Origin of the sequence: Streptomyces sp. NBC_01618, from assembly GCF_045209435.1 — a bacterium.
In the GTDB taxonomy this organism is placed as follows: Bacteria; Actinomycetota; Actinomycetes; order Streptomycetales; family Streptomycetaceae; genus Streptomyces.
Genome location: NZ_CP109297.1, coordinates 4,468,449 through 4,484,578 on the forward strand (window position 1 = coordinate 4,468,449; position 16,130 = coordinate 4,484,578).

The window sequence follows — 16,130 nt, forward strand, 5'->3', positions numbered from 1 at the left end:
CTTCCGCCCTCCGGGCGGGTTTCGCCCACAAGCGCGTCCGTCGTGCGGAGTTCCTGCCAAATCCCTTGTCTCAAAAGGAAGTTGGGGCTCACTGTGGTTGCGTTCGAGTCGACACCCAACGGGAGGCGTGCCATGCGTGATGTGAGAAGAGTTCTCCGCAGAATTGTCGCGACAGCGAGCGCGGTGCTGACAGCGGCAGGTATCGGACTGTTGGGGGCCTCGCCCGCCGCAGCCGTCGACTACTACTACGAACTTCCCTACCCGGCGGGTGAGTCCTACCTGGTCACCCAGGGGAACTGGGGCGGGTATTCGCACACCGACGCGTACAACCGGTACGCCTGGGACTTCGGACTCCCGGCGAACTACGAGGTCTCCGCCGCGCAGGGCGGCACGGTCCTCGTCTCGGACTGGTCGCCGTACTGGCAGAACGGCATCGAGGTGATCATCCGCCACTCGAACGGCCAGTGCACCCACTATGCGCACCTCAACAGGGCGATCTACAACACGGGCGACTGGGTCCCGCAGGGCCGGATCATCGGATGGTCGGGTGCCACGGGTGCGGCGGACGGTGCGCACCTGCACTTCCAGGTCATCGACTGCAATACGCGCGTGGGCGTCCCGGCCACCATCCAGGGCTGGGTACCGCCCACGGGTTCCTGGCCGGTGAGCGTCAACACGCGGGCCTGATGCGAAGCCGGACCGGATCGACCGCTGTTGCCGGTCGGCCCGGTCCGGTCCGTCCGTACCGTCAAACCAGGGTGCTCTTGAGGTCCGAGACGAACGACGCCCACGCGGCGGCCCGGAACACGAGCGTCGGGCCCTCGGTCACCTTGGAGTCGCGTACGGGGGCGATGCCGGGGTGGCCGTCGGCGATCTCCAGGCAGTCGCCGCCGCTGCCATCGCTGTACGTGGACTTTCGCCAGGTCGCGACTTCGAGGCAGTTGCCGCCGTCACCGCCACTGTACTTTCGACTTCTTCAGGGCGGCGCAATTGCGTGCGAAGAACCCGTCCGCTCTCAGGATCTCGTCCAGCTTCTCGGCCTGATCCACCTGCATCCGTCGCGTGCCGGACTCCAGTTGTCCGATGAAGGAGCCGCTGACGAACAGCGGGAGGCCCAGTTCCTCCTGCGAGAGGCCCTCGGCCTCTCTCCGATGGCGGAGTTCGGCGCCGAGCAGGGCGCGTGGCGAGGAGGAGGGGTCCAGCTTCTTGGGTCCTGGCATGACAACTCCCTGTGACACACGTGCGGTTGTTGGTTCTGCGCCTCTTCCAGGCTAGCTACGCGTTGGACACGCTGGGTATGCATTGTCATTACTCAGCGTGGAAAGGGATGGGCCATGACGATCAAGGGACGGCGCAGGGTCGCAGAGGGCAGAGTGCGTGCGGCGGAGGACGCGGTGGCGCGGCTGAAGGAGGGGTTCTCGGGGGTGGGGATCACGTTGCCTTCGCTGCGGATCGACCCGGTGACGTGCGCGGGGAGTGAATCGTCGTCGCCGCTGGTGGACCTCGGCCGGTGCAACCTTGACACGGCGCTGCGGCTGAGTGTGGTGCTGGAGGCGCAGGGGTTGGCCGGTCATGACGGGTGAGGGGCCGGAGCCGTGCGGGCCGGAGCCCGGGTCGTTCGCGGTGGACACCCGGGACGGGCGGGTGGGACGCGTGATGGGGCGCGTCGGGCCGTACGTACAGCTGCGGGCGCCGGGGGGCGGGGCGGAGTGGGACTGTCCGCCGGAATCGGTGCGCCCGGCGCCGCTCGGGGAGGTGCTGCGGGCCAGGGTCAGGGAGGTCAACCGGGAGGGGCGGCTGCCGTGAGGGTGTCGGCCGGTCAGGTCTGACGCGGCGGCGGACGTGCGGAAGGGCGACGCCCAGGGTGGGTGCCGCCCAGGGTGGGTGCCGCCCTTCGATCGGGCCGGTCGGGCCGGTCAGCGCGCGAGCGTCGCGACGGCGGCGGGCTTCCGAGGTCGGTGAACATATGTCGCACGCGGATCGGGTGCTGTGCGCAGTCAGGAAAATTTCAGGGAGGCCATGCCAGCGTGCCGTTCCATGACAACGGACACGACTGACACGTATGCGCCGCCTACGCGCTCCCGGGCGCGGCAGATGCTGAACAAGGTCCCGGAAGTGACCCTCTACTTCTGGGTGATCAAGGTGCTGTGCACCACCGTGGGCGAGACCGCGGCCGACCTGCTCAACGCCAATCTGGGCCTGGGGCTGACCAACACCTCGTACCTGATGAGTGCGCTGCTGGTCGTCACCCTGTTCTTCCAGTTCCGTGCGCGTCGGTATGTGCCGGGCCTGTACTGGCTGACCGTGGTCCTGATCAGCGTCGTCGGGACGCTGATCAGCGACAACCTGACCGACAACCTCGGCGTTCCGCTCCAGACCACGACCGTGGTGTTCGCGGTGGCACTCGCCGTCACGTTCATCGCCTGGTACGCGAGCGAGCGGACGCTGTCCATCCACTCGATCCGGACGACGCGCCGTGAGGCGTTCTACTGGCTGGCGATCCTGTTCACGTTCGCGCTGGGCACGTCCGCGGGCGACCTCACGGCGGAGAAGCTGAACCTGGGGTACTGGCTCTCCGCGGTCGTGTTCGCCGCGCTGATCGCGGCCGTGGCGCTCGTGCACCGCACGCTGGACTTCAACGCGGTGTGGTCGTTCTGGATCGCGTACGTCCTGACCAGGCCGCTCGGCGCCTCGCTGGGCGACTACCTGTCGCAGCCCACGGCGGACGGCGGGCTGGGGCTGGGCACGGTCGGCACCAGCATTCTGTTCCTCGTCGTCATCCTCGGCCTGGTCGTCTTCCTGACTCGGACCCGGCGCGATGTGGCGCAGGACGGTGCCGTCGAGACGGCCGGCGCACGGGGAGTCAGCCCGCGGGAAGGGTGACGACGAAGCGTGCGCCCGGGGCGGCGGCGTCCAGCGCGATGTCGCCGCCCGCGGCCCTGGCCAGTCGGCGGGCCAGGGCCAGACCGAGCCCCGCGCCGTCGTGTCCGTCCTCGGGGCGGGCGCGGCGGCCGGGCTCGAAGAGCGAGGCGACGAAGTCCGCGGGGACCCCGGGGCCGTCGTCGGACACGTACACCGTGACCTCGCCCCCGCTCGCCGCGCAGGTGAGGGTGATGGAGTGGGCGGCGTAGCGGCGGGCGTTGTCCAGGAGCGGTGTCAGGATGCGCTCGGCGACGTCCTGCGAGACGCCGAGGCTCACGTCGGGCGGTGGCGTGCCGTCCGTCGCGACGGTCACCGGCGGGGCTGCGGGAAACAGGGTCGCGTTGCGTTCTGCCAGGCGGTGCGCGATGTCGGCGAAGCGGGAGCGGCCGGGGGTCTGGGCGTTGCGGGTACGGACCTCCGAGAGCAGCGAGTCGCAGATCTGCTGCATGGTCGCGGCGGCGCCCGCGATGGCCTCCAGGGAGGTCTCGCGCTCCTGCGCGGAGCGCGGGCGTCCGGTCAGCCACTCGGTTTCGGCGGCGATGCGGGCGAGCGGGGTGCGCAGTTCGTGGGAGAGCTCGGCGGCCTGCTGCTGCTCGTGGCGCAGGACGGCGGCCAGCCGGTCCAGCAGGGCGTCCAGGCTGTTCGCGAACGCGGCGAGTTCGGCGGGGCGGCCCTCGGAGCCGAACCGTTCGGGGGCGCCCGCGGCGCTCCACCGGTTGGCCTGCTCGCTCATCGACGTAACGGGGCGCAGGGCCCGCCGTACGACGAGGCGGGTCAGCAGGTAGATGGTGGCGAGCAGGAGCACGGCCAGGGCGATCGAAGCGACCAGGGCGGTGTCTGCCGTGCTCCGGTACGGGTCGAGGTTCACGGAGCTGACGACGGTGCCGGCCTGCGTGGGTGGGTGCCCCGGTCGGGCGGGGGTGTCGACGGGGAACGCGTACAGTCGCCACGACCCGGGGCCCTCGGTGTCGGCGAACGTCTCGCGCCGTCCCGCGAGCCCGGCGGCCCGGGTCTCCAGGCCGGCGGGTGCGGTGGGGGGCTTCTCGACCACCGTGCCGCCCTGGAAGATCCAGACCCCTACGTCCAGGGCCCGGTCCTCGGTCGGCTCCCGGACGACGAGCCGGCCGTCGGGGCGCATATCCACCGTCGCCGCCACGGCCTCGGCGCGGGTGCGCAGGACGTCGTCGGCCTGTCCGTGGAGCCGGTTGCCGAGGGCGATGTTGAAGACGGTGGTCAGGACGCCGACCCACAGCACACTGGCGGCGAGGGCCATCAGGGCGAGGCGGCCGCGGAGGGTGCGGGCGCGGAAGTAGCGGGTCATGCGGGTCATGCGGTCCATGCGGTCCATGTGGTCATCAGCCGAAGCGGTAGCCGATGCCGCGGACAGTGCTGATGGACTGCGGGCTGTCCGCCTCGCGGAGCTTGCGGCGCAGGCGGGTCAGGTACTGGTCCAGGGTGTTGTCGCTGGCCTGTGCCCCCTCCGGCCAGCCCGCCCGCAGCAGGGCCCGGCGGCGTACCACGCTCCCGGGGCCGGACATCAGGCACGCCAGCAGGCGGAACTCGGTCGGCGTCAGTGCCACGGGCCGGCCGTGGACCGTCAGCTCGTGCTTCATCGGGTTCAGCCGCATCGCGCCCGCGCTGTCGGCGAGGGCGTTGTCGTGGTGACCGGTGCGGTTCAGGACCGCGCGGACGCGGGCCGCGAGCTCGCTGAGGTGGAACGGCTTCACCAGGTAGTCGTCGCCGCCCGAGGCGAAACCGGAGAGCCGGTCGGTGAGATTGCCGTGGGCGGTGAGGAAAATCACCGGAACGGTGACCCCCGCACCGCGCATCGCCTGGCACACGTCGCGCCCGTCGGAGTCGGGCAACCCCACGTCGAGCACGACCGCGTGCACCGACTCGTCGACGGTCTTCAGGGCGGTGGCGCCGTCGACGGCGGTCACGACGTCGAAGTCCTCGTCGCGCAGGCCACGGGCAAGGACATCGCGCAGGCCGTGGTCGTCCTCGACGACGAGAATGCGTGCAGCGGTCACCCGGCCAGTATTACTCGGCCCGCACTCGCGTTCAGGTTCTGTTCAGGTGGCGTGCGACACCATCGGGGAGTGGCCTGGGCGGAGCGGTATGTGCGGACGGACCGGCGCCGTACGGTCGCGGTAGCGTGACCGTACGGCGCGCATCGTGGTAAGCACGACCTGGGTGCCGTGCTGCCAGAACGCGTACCGCTCGACATCCTGGCGCACGCTCTTCCCGGTCACCTGGTCGGGCGCCGAGTCGGCCCGGTGGGTGGCCAGCCCGGCGGTGCCGCCCGAGCGCTTCACGGGTGGCGACCTTCCCCACCGTGACGTTCTTCGCGCTGCGCCCGACGGCCGGCAGATCGACCGAGCGGACCGACTCGACCTTGGGGGCCCGGTCCGCCGGACTCCGGTCGATCCGGACGCTGTGGAACTTGTCGCTGAACACCGTGGGGTCAGGTGGTGCGGGGGGCGTTGGCGAGGGCGGCGCGGAGGTGGCCGCCGGACGCGGTCAGCAGGGTGGCGGCGGTGGGGCCGTCGACCTGGCCGAGGATGGTGAGGATGGCGTTCTTCACCTCGCCGTCGGTCGCGGCGAGTGCGGCCTCGATCTCCTCGTCGGACGCCCCGGTGGCGAGCGCGACGATCCGGCGGGAACGGGCGCGCAGCTTCTCGTTGGAGGCGCGGACGTCGACCATCAGGTTCCCGTACGTCTTGCCGAGCCGGATCATCGTGATCGTCGAGAGCATGTTGAGGACGAGCTTCTGGGCCGTGCCCGCCTTGAGCCGGGTGGAACCGGTGAGCAGTTCGGGGCCGACGACGACCTCGATGCCGTGCTCGGCCGCGGCGCCCAGGGCGGAGTCCGCGTTGCAGGACAGCCCGATGGTCAGCGCGCCCTTGGCACGGGCGTGTTCGACGGCCCCGATCGCGTACGGCGTACGGCCGGAGGCGGAGATGCCGACCACGGTGTCGTCCGCGGTGAGGTCCAGGGCGTCGAGGTCGGCGGCGGCCAGCTCCTTGCTGTCCTCGGCGCCTTCGACCGCCTTGACCATCGCGGAGGGGCCGCCCGCGATCAGGCCGACGACCTCGGCAGGGTCGGTGTTGAAGGTGGGCGGGCACTCGCTGGCGTCCAGCACGCCGAGCCGGCCCGCGGTGCCCGCGCCCGCGTAGATCAGCCGGCCGCCGCGGGCCATGCGCTCCGCGGTGCCGTCGATCGCGGCGGCGATCTCGGGCAACCGGGCGCCGACCGCGGCCGGGACGGACCGGTCCTCGCCGTTCATGATCCGGGCTATCTCAAGGGTGTCCAGGCGGTCGATCTCGGCGAGCTCGGGCCGGAACGCCTCGGTGGTGAGCGTTTCGAGCTGGGCGCGCAGCTCCCCGTATCCGTCGGGGGCGGTGGTGTCGGCGTCGGGGGTGGAGGTCATGGAGAGCGGCTCTGCTTTCTCGGTCGCGTACGCGTACGGCTCTGCGGGTGCGGGGGTTTCGGTGTTCGGTGTTCGGTTTTCGAGGTTCGGGCGGGGTCAGCGGGGGCGTGGGGTGTGGCGGTGGGCCAGCGCCTCGTACGAGGCGGCGAGCGCCGGTGCGGCCGTTTCGTACGTGCGCTGCGCCACACCTATGAACAGACAGTCGACGACGAGTAGTTGGCTCGTACGGCTCGACATGGCGGCGGGCCGCAGCTCGCTCTCCCGGGCGGTGGACGTGGTCAGCACGTGGTCGGCGTACTGCGTCACGGGACCGTCGGGGCGGCCGGTGATCGCGATCGTCGTCGCCCCGCGGTCGAAGGCGACCCGCAGCGGCTCTATGACGTCGACGGTGGAGCCGGAGTGCGTGATCGCGATGGCGACATCGCCGGAGCGGAGCTGCACGGCGTTGGTCACCGCGAGGTGCGGGTCCGTGTGGGAATGCGTGATCAGGCCGATACGGGCCAGCTTCTGCGCCAGGTCCTGGCCGACGAGGGAGGAGGCACCCACGCCGTAGATGTCGATGCGCCGGGCGGTGGCGGCGGCGGCAACCGCGGCACCGAGCTGGACGGTGTCGAGCCCGGCGGCCGTGTCGGCGAGGGTCTGCTGCTCGTCGTAGGCCAGCTTGGCGACCACGTCGGCGATCGGGTCGTCGACCGCTATGTCCGCGGTGACGGAGGGAGCCCGGCCCGACTGCTGGTGCGCGGCGAGCCCGGCGAGGGCGAGGCGCAGATCGCGGTAGCCGGGGTAGCCGAGGAGGCGGGCCGTGCGGACCACGGTCGCCTCGCTCGTACCGGTGAGCTCGGCGAGACCGGTGACCGTGAGGGCGGCGCAGCCGGCGGGGTCACCGGCGACGGCCTCGGCGACGCGCTGCATGGAGCGGGTCATGGACGGCGCGAGCGTACGCACCTTGGCCGCGAGAGCCGCCGGGGCGGGCGGGGAATCAGCGCTGAAACTTTCCTTCAGGTGATTGGTCACCTTTGAAAGATATTTTCAACCCGGTTGCCCGTCAACCCCCCTTTGGTCCCTACCTCTGAAAGGCTGACAGCACCTCCGTCAGCGCGGAAATGGTGGGGGCGGGCGCGAGAGGCGGGTTCGTGGGCGGGTGACAATGGGCCCATGGAGATGAATCCCCTGGAACAGGCGTTGCACACGGCCCGCGCGCTGGTCATGGCCGATCTCGCCGCCGGTGACGTCGCCGAGGCCGGGATCGTCTCGCTGGTCGAGGACGCGGTGACCCACCGCCGCTGGTGGGTCGAACAGTGGCCCGACGGTGTCTCGTTCGTCGTCGGCCTCGTCGCGCAGGACGTGCAGGACGCCCTGCTCGAACGGTACGGACGGTGGCCGCTCTGCCCCGTCTGCGACGCGGGCGACCCGCACGCCCTGGACGTCGAACCGGAACTGGGCCCGGACCCGCACTGGGTCTGCACCAAGGCCGCCGTGGCCGTCGCGCCGGTCGGTGCGCTGAGCGGGATACTGCGGCGGTGACGGTCTACATCGACCCGCCGGACTGGCCGGGGCACGGGCGGTTCTGGTCGCATCTGGTCAGTGATGTGTCCTTCGACGAGCTGCACGCCTTCGCGGCTTCCGTCGGCTGCCCGCCCCGCGCGTTCGAGCGGGACCACTACGACGTACCGGAATCGCGGTACGAGGACGCGGTACGGGCCGGGGCTAAGCAGATCGGCTCGAAGGAGCTCGTCCGCCGGATCACGGAGGCCGGTCTGCGGCGGCCGAAGGGACGTCCGGCGCCCGCCGGCTGACGGCCACGGGTCAGATTGCGGGGGCACCCGCCTCCGACGACGCCTCTCCGCGCACTCCCGACGACACCGTGGTGGGTGACCCCGTCACCCGTCGCGACCTGCCCCTGCCCTGCAGTCGCAGCGAGAACACCACGGCCGCCAACGCCAGCACCGTCATCGCCGCTCCCGCCCACGCGGTCGCCGCGAAACCGAAGTCCGCGTCGATCACCGTGCCGCCCAGCCAGGGGCCGCCCGTGTTGCCCAGGTTGAACGCGGCCGTCGTCGTCGCGCCGGCCAGCGTCGGGGCGGCGCCCGCGACGTTGAACATCCGGGCGTTCAGCGCCGGGGCCGTGTAGAACGACGACAGGCCCAGCAGGAACGAGAGCCCGACCACCGCGACCTGGTTCGACGCGAACAGCGCCAGCGCGACCAGGAAGACCGTCGAGGCCGCGATACCGCTCATCAGCACCCCGAAGAGATGCGCGTCCGCGACCCGGCCGCCGATCATCGTACCGACCAGCGCACCGATTCCGAACAGCGCGAGCACCGTCGGCACCCAGCCCGAGTCCAGACCGGCGACATCCGTCAGCAGCGGGGCCAGATAGCTGAACGCACAGAAGACACCGCCCGCGGCGAGTGCCGTGATCACGATCGACAGCCACACCTGCCGGTCCCGGTAGATGCTCATCTCCTGCTTGAGCCGCGGCTTCTGCTCCGGCAGCGGAATGCGCGGAATCAGCGTCGTCACCCCGACCAGTGCCACGGCGGACGCCGCGCCCACGGCCCAGAACGCCGACCGCCAGCCGAGGTTCTCACCGAGGAACGCGCCCAGGGGTACGCCCAGCACATTGGCGATCGACAGACCGCCGATCATCACGGCCATCGCACGGGCCCGCGCGTTCACCGGCACCATCGCGATGGCGACCGCCGCCCCCACCGCCCAGAACCCGGCGCAGGCGAAGGCGCTCACGACACGGGAAGCGAAGAGCACCTCGTACGTCGGGGCCAGCGCACCCGCGACCTGACCGAGGCCGAAGACGGTGATCAGGGCGATCAGTGTGGTGCGGCGCGGCAGCCGGAGCGTGGCCACGGCGAGCAGCGGGGCGCCGATCACCATGCCGATCGCGAAGGCGGATATGAGAAGTCCGGCACGGGGGATCGACACGTTCATGTCGTCGGCGATGGGCGGCAACAGTCCGGAGAGCATGAACTCGCTCGTACCGAGAGCGAAGACGGAGAGACCCAGGATGTAGACGGCAAGGGGCATGCGATGGCGGCGAGCGGCAGAGTCGGGCACGACAGCTGCCAACAGCGATCACGGCCCTCGCATTCCCCGCTGTCACAGGTCAGTGGCTCAGCAGCTCCAACTCGGTCAACAGGTTCTGCCGCGCCCGCGGTTCCCACTGCTCGACCCCGTGCGGTGTACGGAACAGCCGTGGCAGCCCGAGGAGCTGACGCAGCACCGTCGCCCGCCCCTCCCGGAACGCGTCGTCCGGCACGAAGCCGTACTCCTCCCGCACCTGCGCCGTGTACGCCGCGTACTCCCTCGGGGGCGCCGCGAGGATCGCCAGGTCCGCGTCGCACAGCACCTCGCCGTTGGCGTCGCCCTCCGCCGGGTCGTGGGTGATGGTGAGCCGGACGAGCCGGGCGACCTCGGCCGTGACGCCGTCCGGCACGCCGGCCTCGGGCAGGGCGCGCTCGGCGAGTGCGGCGCTGCGTTCCTCGTTCTCGGACCGGTCGGGCCGGTACACCGCGTCGTGGAACCAGGCGGCGAGACGTACGGCATCCGCGTCGGCCGCGTACCCGGCGAGCGTGTCGACGTGATCGAGCACCGCGGCCAGGTGCGCGGTGGTGTGGTACCGCCGCTGCGGCTCGGCCCAGCGGACCAGGAGGTTTTCGGCGTACGGCGCCGGATCGGGACCGGACGCCCCGCCCCGGGCACGGACGAGCGTCTCCCGCCAGCGATCCCGGAGGTGGGCGTCGGCGCGGCCCGTCTCGTGGGCGCCGTCTGCACGCGAACTGTCGGTCATGGGACGACCCTAGCCAGTACCCCTCCCGGCAAGCTTTGCCCCGTCGCGCAGACATTGCCGGTCACGGCACCGGTACCCGAGGTGCGGGCGGACGTCATCGATCTGGCCGAGTGCCCCCACCATGCGGCAAGTCCGAGGGCGGGAAGGGCCGGAAGGGCAGGCAGCGGGTGGATTCCCGGGCAACGACGGCTGCCCGATGGGGCAGCGGTTCGGGCCGGGGCGGCTCACCGAGCCACCCCGGCCCCTGCGCGACCCACCGGACTGCGGGCGGGCCGAGAACCGGTCCTACGCCGCCTTGAACTCCCGCAGCCGCAGCGAGTTGCCGACGACGAAGACCGACGAGAACGCCATCGCCGCGCCCGCGATCATCGGGTTCAGCAGCCCGGTCGCGGCGAGCGGGAGGGCGGCCACGTTGTAGGCGAAGGCCCAGAACAGGTTCGTACGGATGGTTCCGAGGGTCTTCCGCGACAGCCGGATGGCGTCCGCCGCGGCCCGCAGGTCACCGCGGACCAGCGTCAGGTCACCGGCCTCGATCGCGGCGTCCGTGCCCGTGCCCATCGCCAGGCCCAGGTCGGCCTGGGCGAGGGCGGCCGCGTCGTTGACCCCGTCACCGACCATGGCGACCGAACGGCCCTCGGCCTGGAGGCCCTTGACGACGTCGACCTTGTCCTCCGGCATGACCTCCGCGTACACCTTCTCGATGCCGACCTCGGCCGCGACCGCCTCGGCCACCGCCCGGTTGTCGCCGGTCAGCAGGATCGGGGTCAGGCCGAGGGCCCGAAGCCGCTCGACGGCCTCAGCGCTGGTGTCCTTCACCGCGTCGGCGACGGCGAGAACCGCCCGCGCCTCGCCGTCCCAGGCGACCGCGATGGCCGTCCGTCCGGCGGCCTCCGCCTCCGCCTTGTGCCGGGCCAGCTCCACCGGCAGGTGGATCTCCCACTCGGCGAGCAGCTGCTCACGGCCGACGAGGACGGCGTGGCCCTCGACGACCCCCTGGACGCCGAGGCCCGCGACGTTGGTGAAGTCCTCGGGGGTGGGGAGGGGGTGGCCGGTGCGTTCGGCGGCTCCGGTGGCGACGGCCTGTGCGATGGGGTGTTCGGAGGCGTGTTCCAGGGCGCCCGCGAGCCGCAGTACGTCGTTCTCGTCGGTGCCGTCGGCCGTGTGTACGTCCAGGAGGGTCATCCGGCCGGTGGTGACCGTGCCGGTCTTGTCGAGGACGATCGTGTCGACGCGGCGGGTGGTCTCCAGGACCTCGGGGCCCTTGATCAGGATGCCGAGCTGGGCGCCGCGTCCCGTGCCGACCATCAGGGCGGTCGGGGTGGCGAGGCCCAGGGCGCACGGGCAGGCGATGATCAGTACGGCTACGGCGGCGGTGAACGCGGTCGTCAGGCTCGCGCCGTTGCCGAGCCAGAAGCCGAGGGTGCCGAGCGCGAGGGCGATGACGACGGGGACGAAGACGGCGGAGATCCGGTCCGCGAGGCGCTGGGCCGCCGCCTTGCCGTTCTGCGCGTCCTCGACGAGCTTCGCCATCCGGGCCAGCTGGGTGTCGGCACCGACCCGGGTCGCCTCGACGACGAGCCGGCCGCCCGCGTTGAGCGTGGCCCCGGTGACAAAGTCGCCGACGCCGACCTCCACGGGCACGGACTCGCCGGTGAGCATGGAGGCGTCCACGGCCGACGCGCCCTCCACGACCGTGCCGTCCGTGGCGATCTTCTCGCCGGGGCGGACCAGGAACCGGTCCCCGACCTGGAGGCCGGCGGTCGGCACGATCACCTCACGGCCATCGCGCAGCACGGTCACCTCCTTGGCCCCGAGCTCCAGGAGCGCCTTGAGGGCGGCACCCGCCTTCCTCTTGGAACGGGCCTCGAAGTAGCGCCCGGCGAGGATGAAGGCGGTGACTGCGGCGGCGGTCTCCAGATAGATGTTCCCCGCGCCGTCGCTCCGCCCGATGGTCAGCTCGAAGGGGTGCGTCATGCCGGTCATCCCGGCAGTGCCGAAGAACAGCGCCCACAACGACCACAGGAACGCGGCCGAGGTGCCGACCGAGATCAGCGTGTCCATCGTCGCCGCGCCGTGCCTGGCGTTGGTCCAGGCGGCGCGGTGGAAGGGCCACGCGGCGTACGTGACGACGGGGGCCGTCAGGGTCAGCGAGAGCCACTGCCAGTAGTCGAACTGGAGCGCCGGGACCATCGACATCGCGATCACCGGCACGGCGAGCACCACGGCGGTGAACAGCCGCTGCCGCAGCTCGTCGGCCTCCGAGGCCCCGGGGTCCTCGCCCTCTGCGGGTACCGGGGGCGCGGGCTCGTGCGCGGTGTAGCCGGTCTTCTCGACGGTGCTGATCAGGTCCTGTACGGAGACGTCCTCACCCCGGTAGCTGACCTTGGCCTTCTCGGTGGCGTAATTGACGGTGGCCTCGACGCCGTCCATCCGGTTGAGCTTCTTCTCGATGCGGGCCGCGCAGGAGGCGCAGGTCATGCCGCCGATCGCGAGCTCGACCTCTGCGGTGGTGCCGGTGGTGGTGCCGGTGCCGGTTGTGGCGGTGTGCGCGGACACGGTGTCCTCCCTGCCGGAGATGTCCATACCCCTAGGGGGTATGCGTTGCAGGTTCAGGTATACCCCCCACCCCTATGAAACGCAAGAGCGGATTCGGGGCCGGAGTTCGGGGCGTGCGCGTCCGCCCGGCGTTCGCTCACCGGAAGTGCGTCTGGCCTCACGTATCTTCACGTCACATTGAGGCTGCGCCTCCGGCCGGCCGCCCCGTAGGCTGGTCATTGGACTAGACCTATTGCCGCTTCCTGGAGGATTGGGATCCCATGAGCAACCGTGCAGTCCTGGAGGTGATCGCTCTCGACGCGGAGGATGCGGTCGCTGCCCAGGCGGGTGGTGCGGACCGGCTTGAGCTGGTCACCGACATGGCGGCGGACGGCCTGACCCCGTCCCGCGCGACCTTCGCGGAGATCCGGGCGGCGGTGGACATTCCACTGCGCGTGATGCTCAGGCTGGAGGACGGCTTCGCCGCAGGCGACATCGACGAACTCGCCGCCAGGGCGCGCGAGCTGCGGGCGGAGGGCGCCGACGAGTTCGTCATGGGCTTCCTGGACGCCGAGGGTCACCCGGACCTGGTCGCCGTCGAACGGCTCGTCGCCGAGCTGGACGGCTGCCGCTGGACCTTCCACCGTGCGATCGACCGGGCCGCGGACCGGGACGCCCTGCGCAAGCAGCTGGCGGACATGCCCGGCCTGGACACGTACCTCACCGCGGGATCGCCCAAGGGTGTCGACCACGGCATCCCGACGCTGCTCGTCGAGGCGGCCCGCACGGGCGAGCCCGGCTACGAGCCCCGAATCCTGGTGGGCGGCGGCCTCCGCCTGGGCCACCTGCCGGAGCTGCTGGGTGCGGGCATCGACGCGGTGCACATCGGCAGCGCGGCCCGCCCGCACGGCTGGTCGGAACCGGTGGACGTGGCGGCGGTACGGGAGTGGCGCGCGGCGCTTGACGCGTAGCGGGGCGGGGTGAGGCGGTGCGGGCGGGGTGGGGCGGGGCGGGTCGCCTGCGGCGGGCTGTTCCCCGCCCCGCCCCTTCCCGTGACCGGGGGCTCTGCCCCCGGACCCCCGCTCCTCAAACGCCGGAGGGGCTGGGTTTCGGTGCGCCGGAGGGGCTGGGTTTCGCCAGCTCGTCCGGCAGCTCTGCCGCGTGCACCACCGTCAGCCCCGACACCGCACGCGTCAACGCCACATACAGTCGCCGCAGCCCCGTGCGCTCGTCCGGTTCGCCGTCCACCACCGCGGCCGGCTCGTCCAGCACCACGTAGTCGTACTCCAGGCCCTTCGCCAGCGACGCCGGGACCAGGGTCAGGCGGGACTCGGCGGTCGTCTCCTCACCGGGGGAGAGGTACGCGTGCCCCGCCGCGGCCAGCGCCTCCGCCAGCGCCGGAATCCGCGCGTCCGCCGCGATCAGGCCGATCGACCCCTCGTGCCGCAGCGACTCCTCGCACGCCGCCAGCACCGCCGCGTCCAGCTCCGCCGGACCGCCCACCTCCCGTACCTCCAGCGAACCCGGCGACTCACGCACCGACTCCACCGCCGCGAGGCCCGGCGAGATCACCGGCAGCAGCCGTGACGCGTACGCGATCACCTCGCGCGGCACACGGAAACCCGCCGTCAGCTCCTCCACCACCGCGTCCCGCTTGCCCAGATGGTGCAGCGCCTGCGCCCAGCTCTCCGTCGACCACGGCGTCGTGCCCTGCGCGAGGTCGCCGAGGACCGTCGCCGAACCGGTCGTGCAGCGGCGGCCCACCGCCCGGTACTGCATGGGGGACAGGTCCTGCGCCTCGTCGAGCACGACATGGCCGAGCGAATGCGTACGCGCCACCAGATCGCTCGCCTCGTCGATCAGCACCGCGTCCGCCACCGACCACTTCGCGGACTTCACGCTGCGGACCGGCCTGGTCCACAGGATCGTCTTCTGCTCGTCCTCGGTGAGCAGCCCCGCCGCGTGCGCGGCCAGGAACTCCGCGTCGATGAGCAGCCGCAGTACCAGCTTTGCCGGTTCGACGGCCGGCCAGATCGCCTTCACGGCCGCCTTCACGGCGGGGGTACGGGCCACCGCGTTCTGCACCCGGTCGTCGGGCGCCTCGCCCGCCTCCTCCATCCGGACCAGGACGGAGTGCGCGATCCGCTGCGGCAACGCCTCGTGGGCGGCCCCGTACCGCATGTCCCGGGCCAGGAGTTCGGTGACGATCTCCTCGAGCTCGTAGGCCGGCACCCGCCACCGCCGCGAGCCGCGCACCACCATCACCGGCTCCGTCGGCAGCGTCACATGCGAGCGGATCGCCCGCCGCAGCACCTCCGCCATCCTGGCGTCGCCCTTGACGACGGCCGCGGCCGCCGAGTCCGTGCCGCGCACCTCGAGGCCCGCCGTCACCAGATCGTCGACGGTCGCCTGCTTCACCTCCAGCTCACCGAGGGCCGGGAGCACCTGCTCGATGTAGTGCAGGAAGGACCGGTTCGGGCCGATGACCAGCGTGCCCGTACGGGCAAGCCGCTCCCGGTGCGCGTACAGCAGATACGCGACCCGGTGCAGGCCGACGGCCGTCTTGCCGGTGCCGGGCCCTCCCTGCACGCAGACCGTCCCGCCGAGACCGCTGCGGACGATCTCGTCCTGCTCGGGCTGGATCGTCGCGACGATGTCACGCATCGGACCGACGCGCGGCCGCTCGATCTCCGCCTGGAGGAGCTTGCTGGTCTGCGCGGCCTCGGCGGGGTCGGTGAGGTGCTCGTCCTCGTACGCGGTCAGCTCACCGCCGGTGTAGCCGAAGCGGCGGCGCCGGCCGACGTCCTGCGGGTCCTTCCTGGAGGCCCGGTAGAACGGCTGCGAGACGGGTGCGCGCCAGTCGACGACCATCGGATCGCCGTCGGCGTCGTGGACGTGGCGGCGCCCGATGTAGAACTGGCCCTCCCGTCGCCCACCACCACCCTTGGCCGAGGCGCTGCGCGCCGCCTCTTCCGATGCCCCCTCGGCCTGCTCGGCACCGACCGTGTGCAGATAGTCGAGGCGCCCGAAGAAGAGCGGGGTGTGGGCGAGATCGGCGAGGGACTTGATCCGCTCGTCGATCTGGGACTGCAGAACGGCCGCGTTGACCCAGTTCGCGGTGACGTCGCGGATGTCGAGGGCCTGGGCGTCCTCGCGCATGGCGCGCAACGCGGAGCGGGACGCGGCGAGATGGGCGCGTTCGAGGGCCAGGGGATCGGTGGTGGTGTCGCTTTCGTGTGCGTGCGCGGGCACGGTGTTGCCTCCGGCTTTTCAACGCAGGACGGCGGACCGCACCTCGTCCCGGGGCACTGCTCGGGGCGATGCGGTCCGCTCGGGGATCGATCACGGGGTACGCACACAGGCGGGTACGTACGGCTGTCGGCCGGTTTCCGTCCGGTCGGCGGCGCTCCCCCGGCTGCCGGCGATGGCCGGTACCAC

The 16,130-nt window shown here is 71.7% G+C and carries 16 protein-coding genes and 2 pseudogenes; 7 read left to right on the top strand and 11 right to left on the bottom strand.

Going from position 1 to position 16,130, the window contains the following annotated elements:
* Positions 1–183: 183 nt before the first annotated feature.
* On the top strand, positions 184–687 hold the full coding sequence (locus tag OH735_RS20805) for a M23 family metallopeptidase (RefSeq protein WP_406383012.1): 504 nt from the start codon (positions 184–186) through the stop codon (positions 685–687).
* Between the two features lie 61 nt (positions 688–748).
* On the opposite strand, the pseudogene OH735_RS20810 reads toward OH735_RS20805, so the two are convergent.
* Positions 749–964 (bottom strand): annotated as a pseudogene (locus tag OH735_RS20810) (DUF397 domain-containing protein); the annotation flags it as partial.
* A gap of 1 nt (position 965) precedes the next feature.
* Positions 966–1,220, bottom strand: a pseudogene (locus tag OH735_RS20815) (multiprotein-bridging factor 1 family protein); the annotation flags it as partial.
* Positions 1,221–1,334: 114 nt separating this feature from the next.
* On the opposite strand from OH735_RS20815, the gene OH735_RS20820 reads away from it, so the two are divergent.
* The 3 genes from OH735_RS20820 (at position 1,335) to OH735_RS20830 (ending at position 2,883) form a co-directional block, all read left to right on the top strand.
* Entirely contained in the window at positions 1,335–1,583 is a 249-nt protein-coding gene (locus tag OH735_RS20820; protein WP_406383013.1) for a hypothetical protein, read from the top strand.
* The gene (locus tag OH735_RS20825) at positions 1,573–1,806 is read left to right on the top strand and encodes a hypothetical protein (protein ID WP_406383015.1); all 234 of its coding nucleotides are present in this window, start codon (positions 1,573–1,575) and stop codon (positions 1,804–1,806) included. The genes OH735_RS20820 and OH735_RS20825 overlap by 11 nt, the downstream gene beginning before the upstream one ends.
* A 231-nt stretch (positions 1,807–2,037) precedes the next feature.
* Entirely contained in the window at positions 2,038–2,883 is an 846-nt protein-coding gene (locus OH735_RS20830; RefSeq protein WP_406383016.1) for a hypothetical protein, read from the top strand.
* Here OH735_RS20830 and OH735_RS20835 read toward each other — a convergent pair.
* The 5 genes from OH735_RS20835 to OH735_RS20855 all read right to left on the bottom strand — a co-directional run bounded on the left by OH735_RS20835 (position 2,864) and on the right by OH735_RS20855 (position 7,366).
* Positions 2,864–4,261 (bottom strand): ATP-binding protein, encoded by a 1,398-nt coding sequence (locus OH735_RS20835; protein ID WP_406383018.1) that lies wholly within the window; start codon positions 4,259–4,261, stop codon positions 2,864–2,866. The genes OH735_RS20830 and OH735_RS20835 overlap by 20 nt on opposite strands.
* 16 nt (positions 4,262–4,277) lie before the next feature.
* Positions 4,278–4,952, bottom strand: a complete 675-nt coding sequence (locus tag OH735_RS20840) for a response regulator transcription factor (protein WP_406383019.1) — start codon at positions 4,950–4,952, stop codon at positions 4,278–4,280.
* A 42-nt stretch (positions 4,953–4,994) separates the two neighbouring features.
* On the bottom strand, positions 4,995–5,237 hold the full coding sequence (locus OH735_RS20845) for a hypothetical protein (RefSeq protein WP_406383020.1): 243 nt from the start codon (positions 5,235–5,237) through the stop codon (positions 4,995–4,997).
* A 149-nt stretch (positions 5,238–5,386) separates the two neighbouring features.
* Positions 5,387–6,352: an N-acetylmuramic acid 6-phosphate etherase gene (gene murQ, locus OH735_RS20850; protein WP_406383021.1), complete on the bottom strand. Its 966-nt coding sequence runs from the start codon at positions 6,350–6,352 to the stop codon at positions 5,387–5,389.
* Between the two features lie 96 nt (positions 6,353–6,448).
* Positions 6,449–7,366, bottom strand: a complete 918-nt coding sequence (locus OH735_RS20855; protein WP_406383022.1) for a MurR/RpiR family transcriptional regulator — start codon at positions 7,364–7,366, stop codon at positions 6,449–6,451.
* A 141-nt stretch (positions 7,367–7,507) separates the two neighbouring features.
* Here OH735_RS20855 and OH735_RS20860 point away from each other — a divergent pair, with 141 nt between their 5' ends.
* Both OH735_RS20860 and OH735_RS20865 read left to right on the top strand, forming a co-directional pair.
* Positions 7,508–7,876 (top strand): hypothetical protein, encoded by a 369-nt coding sequence (locus tag OH735_RS20860; RefSeq protein ID WP_266905889.1) that lies wholly within the window; start codon positions 7,508–7,510, stop codon positions 7,874–7,876.
* Positions 7,873–8,148, top strand: coding sequence for a DUF4031 domain-containing protein (locus OH735_RS20865; protein WP_406383023.1), 276 nt, complete (start codon positions 7,873–7,875; stop codon positions 8,146–8,148). Before OH735_RS20860 ends, OH735_RS20865 begins: the two co-directional genes overlap by 4 nt.
* Positions 8,149–8,158: 10 nt before the next feature.
* On the opposite strand, the gene OH735_RS20870 is transcribed toward OH735_RS20865, so the two are convergent.
* From OH735_RS20870 to OH735_RS20880, 3 genes are all read right to left on the bottom strand, one after another.
* Positions 8,159–9,394 carry a Cmx/CmrA family chloramphenicol efflux MFS transporter gene (locus tag OH735_RS20870; RefSeq protein ID WP_406383024.1) on the bottom strand — a complete coding sequence of 412 codons (1,236 nt, stop codon included), beginning with the start codon at positions 9,392–9,394 and terminating at the stop codon, positions 8,159–8,161.
* A gap of 79 nt (positions 9,395–9,473) precedes the next feature.
* A complete protein-coding gene (locus tag OH735_RS20875; RefSeq protein WP_406383025.1) occupies positions 9,474–10,157 on the bottom strand; it encodes a hypothetical protein in 684 nt (227 codons plus the stop codon).
* 285 nt (positions 10,158–10,442) lie between these two features.
* The gene (locus OH735_RS20880) at positions 10,443–12,713 is read right to left on the bottom strand and encodes a heavy metal translocating P-type ATPase (RefSeq protein WP_406383026.1); all 2,271 of its coding nucleotides are present in this window, start codon (positions 12,711–12,713) and stop codon (positions 10,443–10,445) included.
* Between the two features lie 260 nt (positions 12,714–12,973).
* On the opposite strand from OH735_RS20880, the gene OH735_RS20885 reads away from it, so the two are divergent.
* Positions 12,974–13,663: a copper homeostasis protein CutC gene (locus OH735_RS20885; RefSeq protein ID WP_406383027.1), complete on the top strand. Its 690-nt coding sequence runs from the start codon at positions 12,974–12,976 to the stop codon at positions 13,661–13,663.
* Between the two features lie 115 nt (positions 13,664–13,778).
* On the opposite strand, the gene OH735_RS20890 is transcribed toward OH735_RS20885, so the two are convergent.
* Positions 13,779–15,944 carry a HelD family protein gene (locus OH735_RS20890; RefSeq protein WP_406383028.1) on the bottom strand — a complete coding sequence of 722 codons (2,166 nt, stop codon included), beginning with the start codon at positions 15,942–15,944 and terminating at the stop codon, positions 13,779–13,781.
* Between the last annotated feature and the right edge of the window lie 186 nt (positions 15,945–16,130).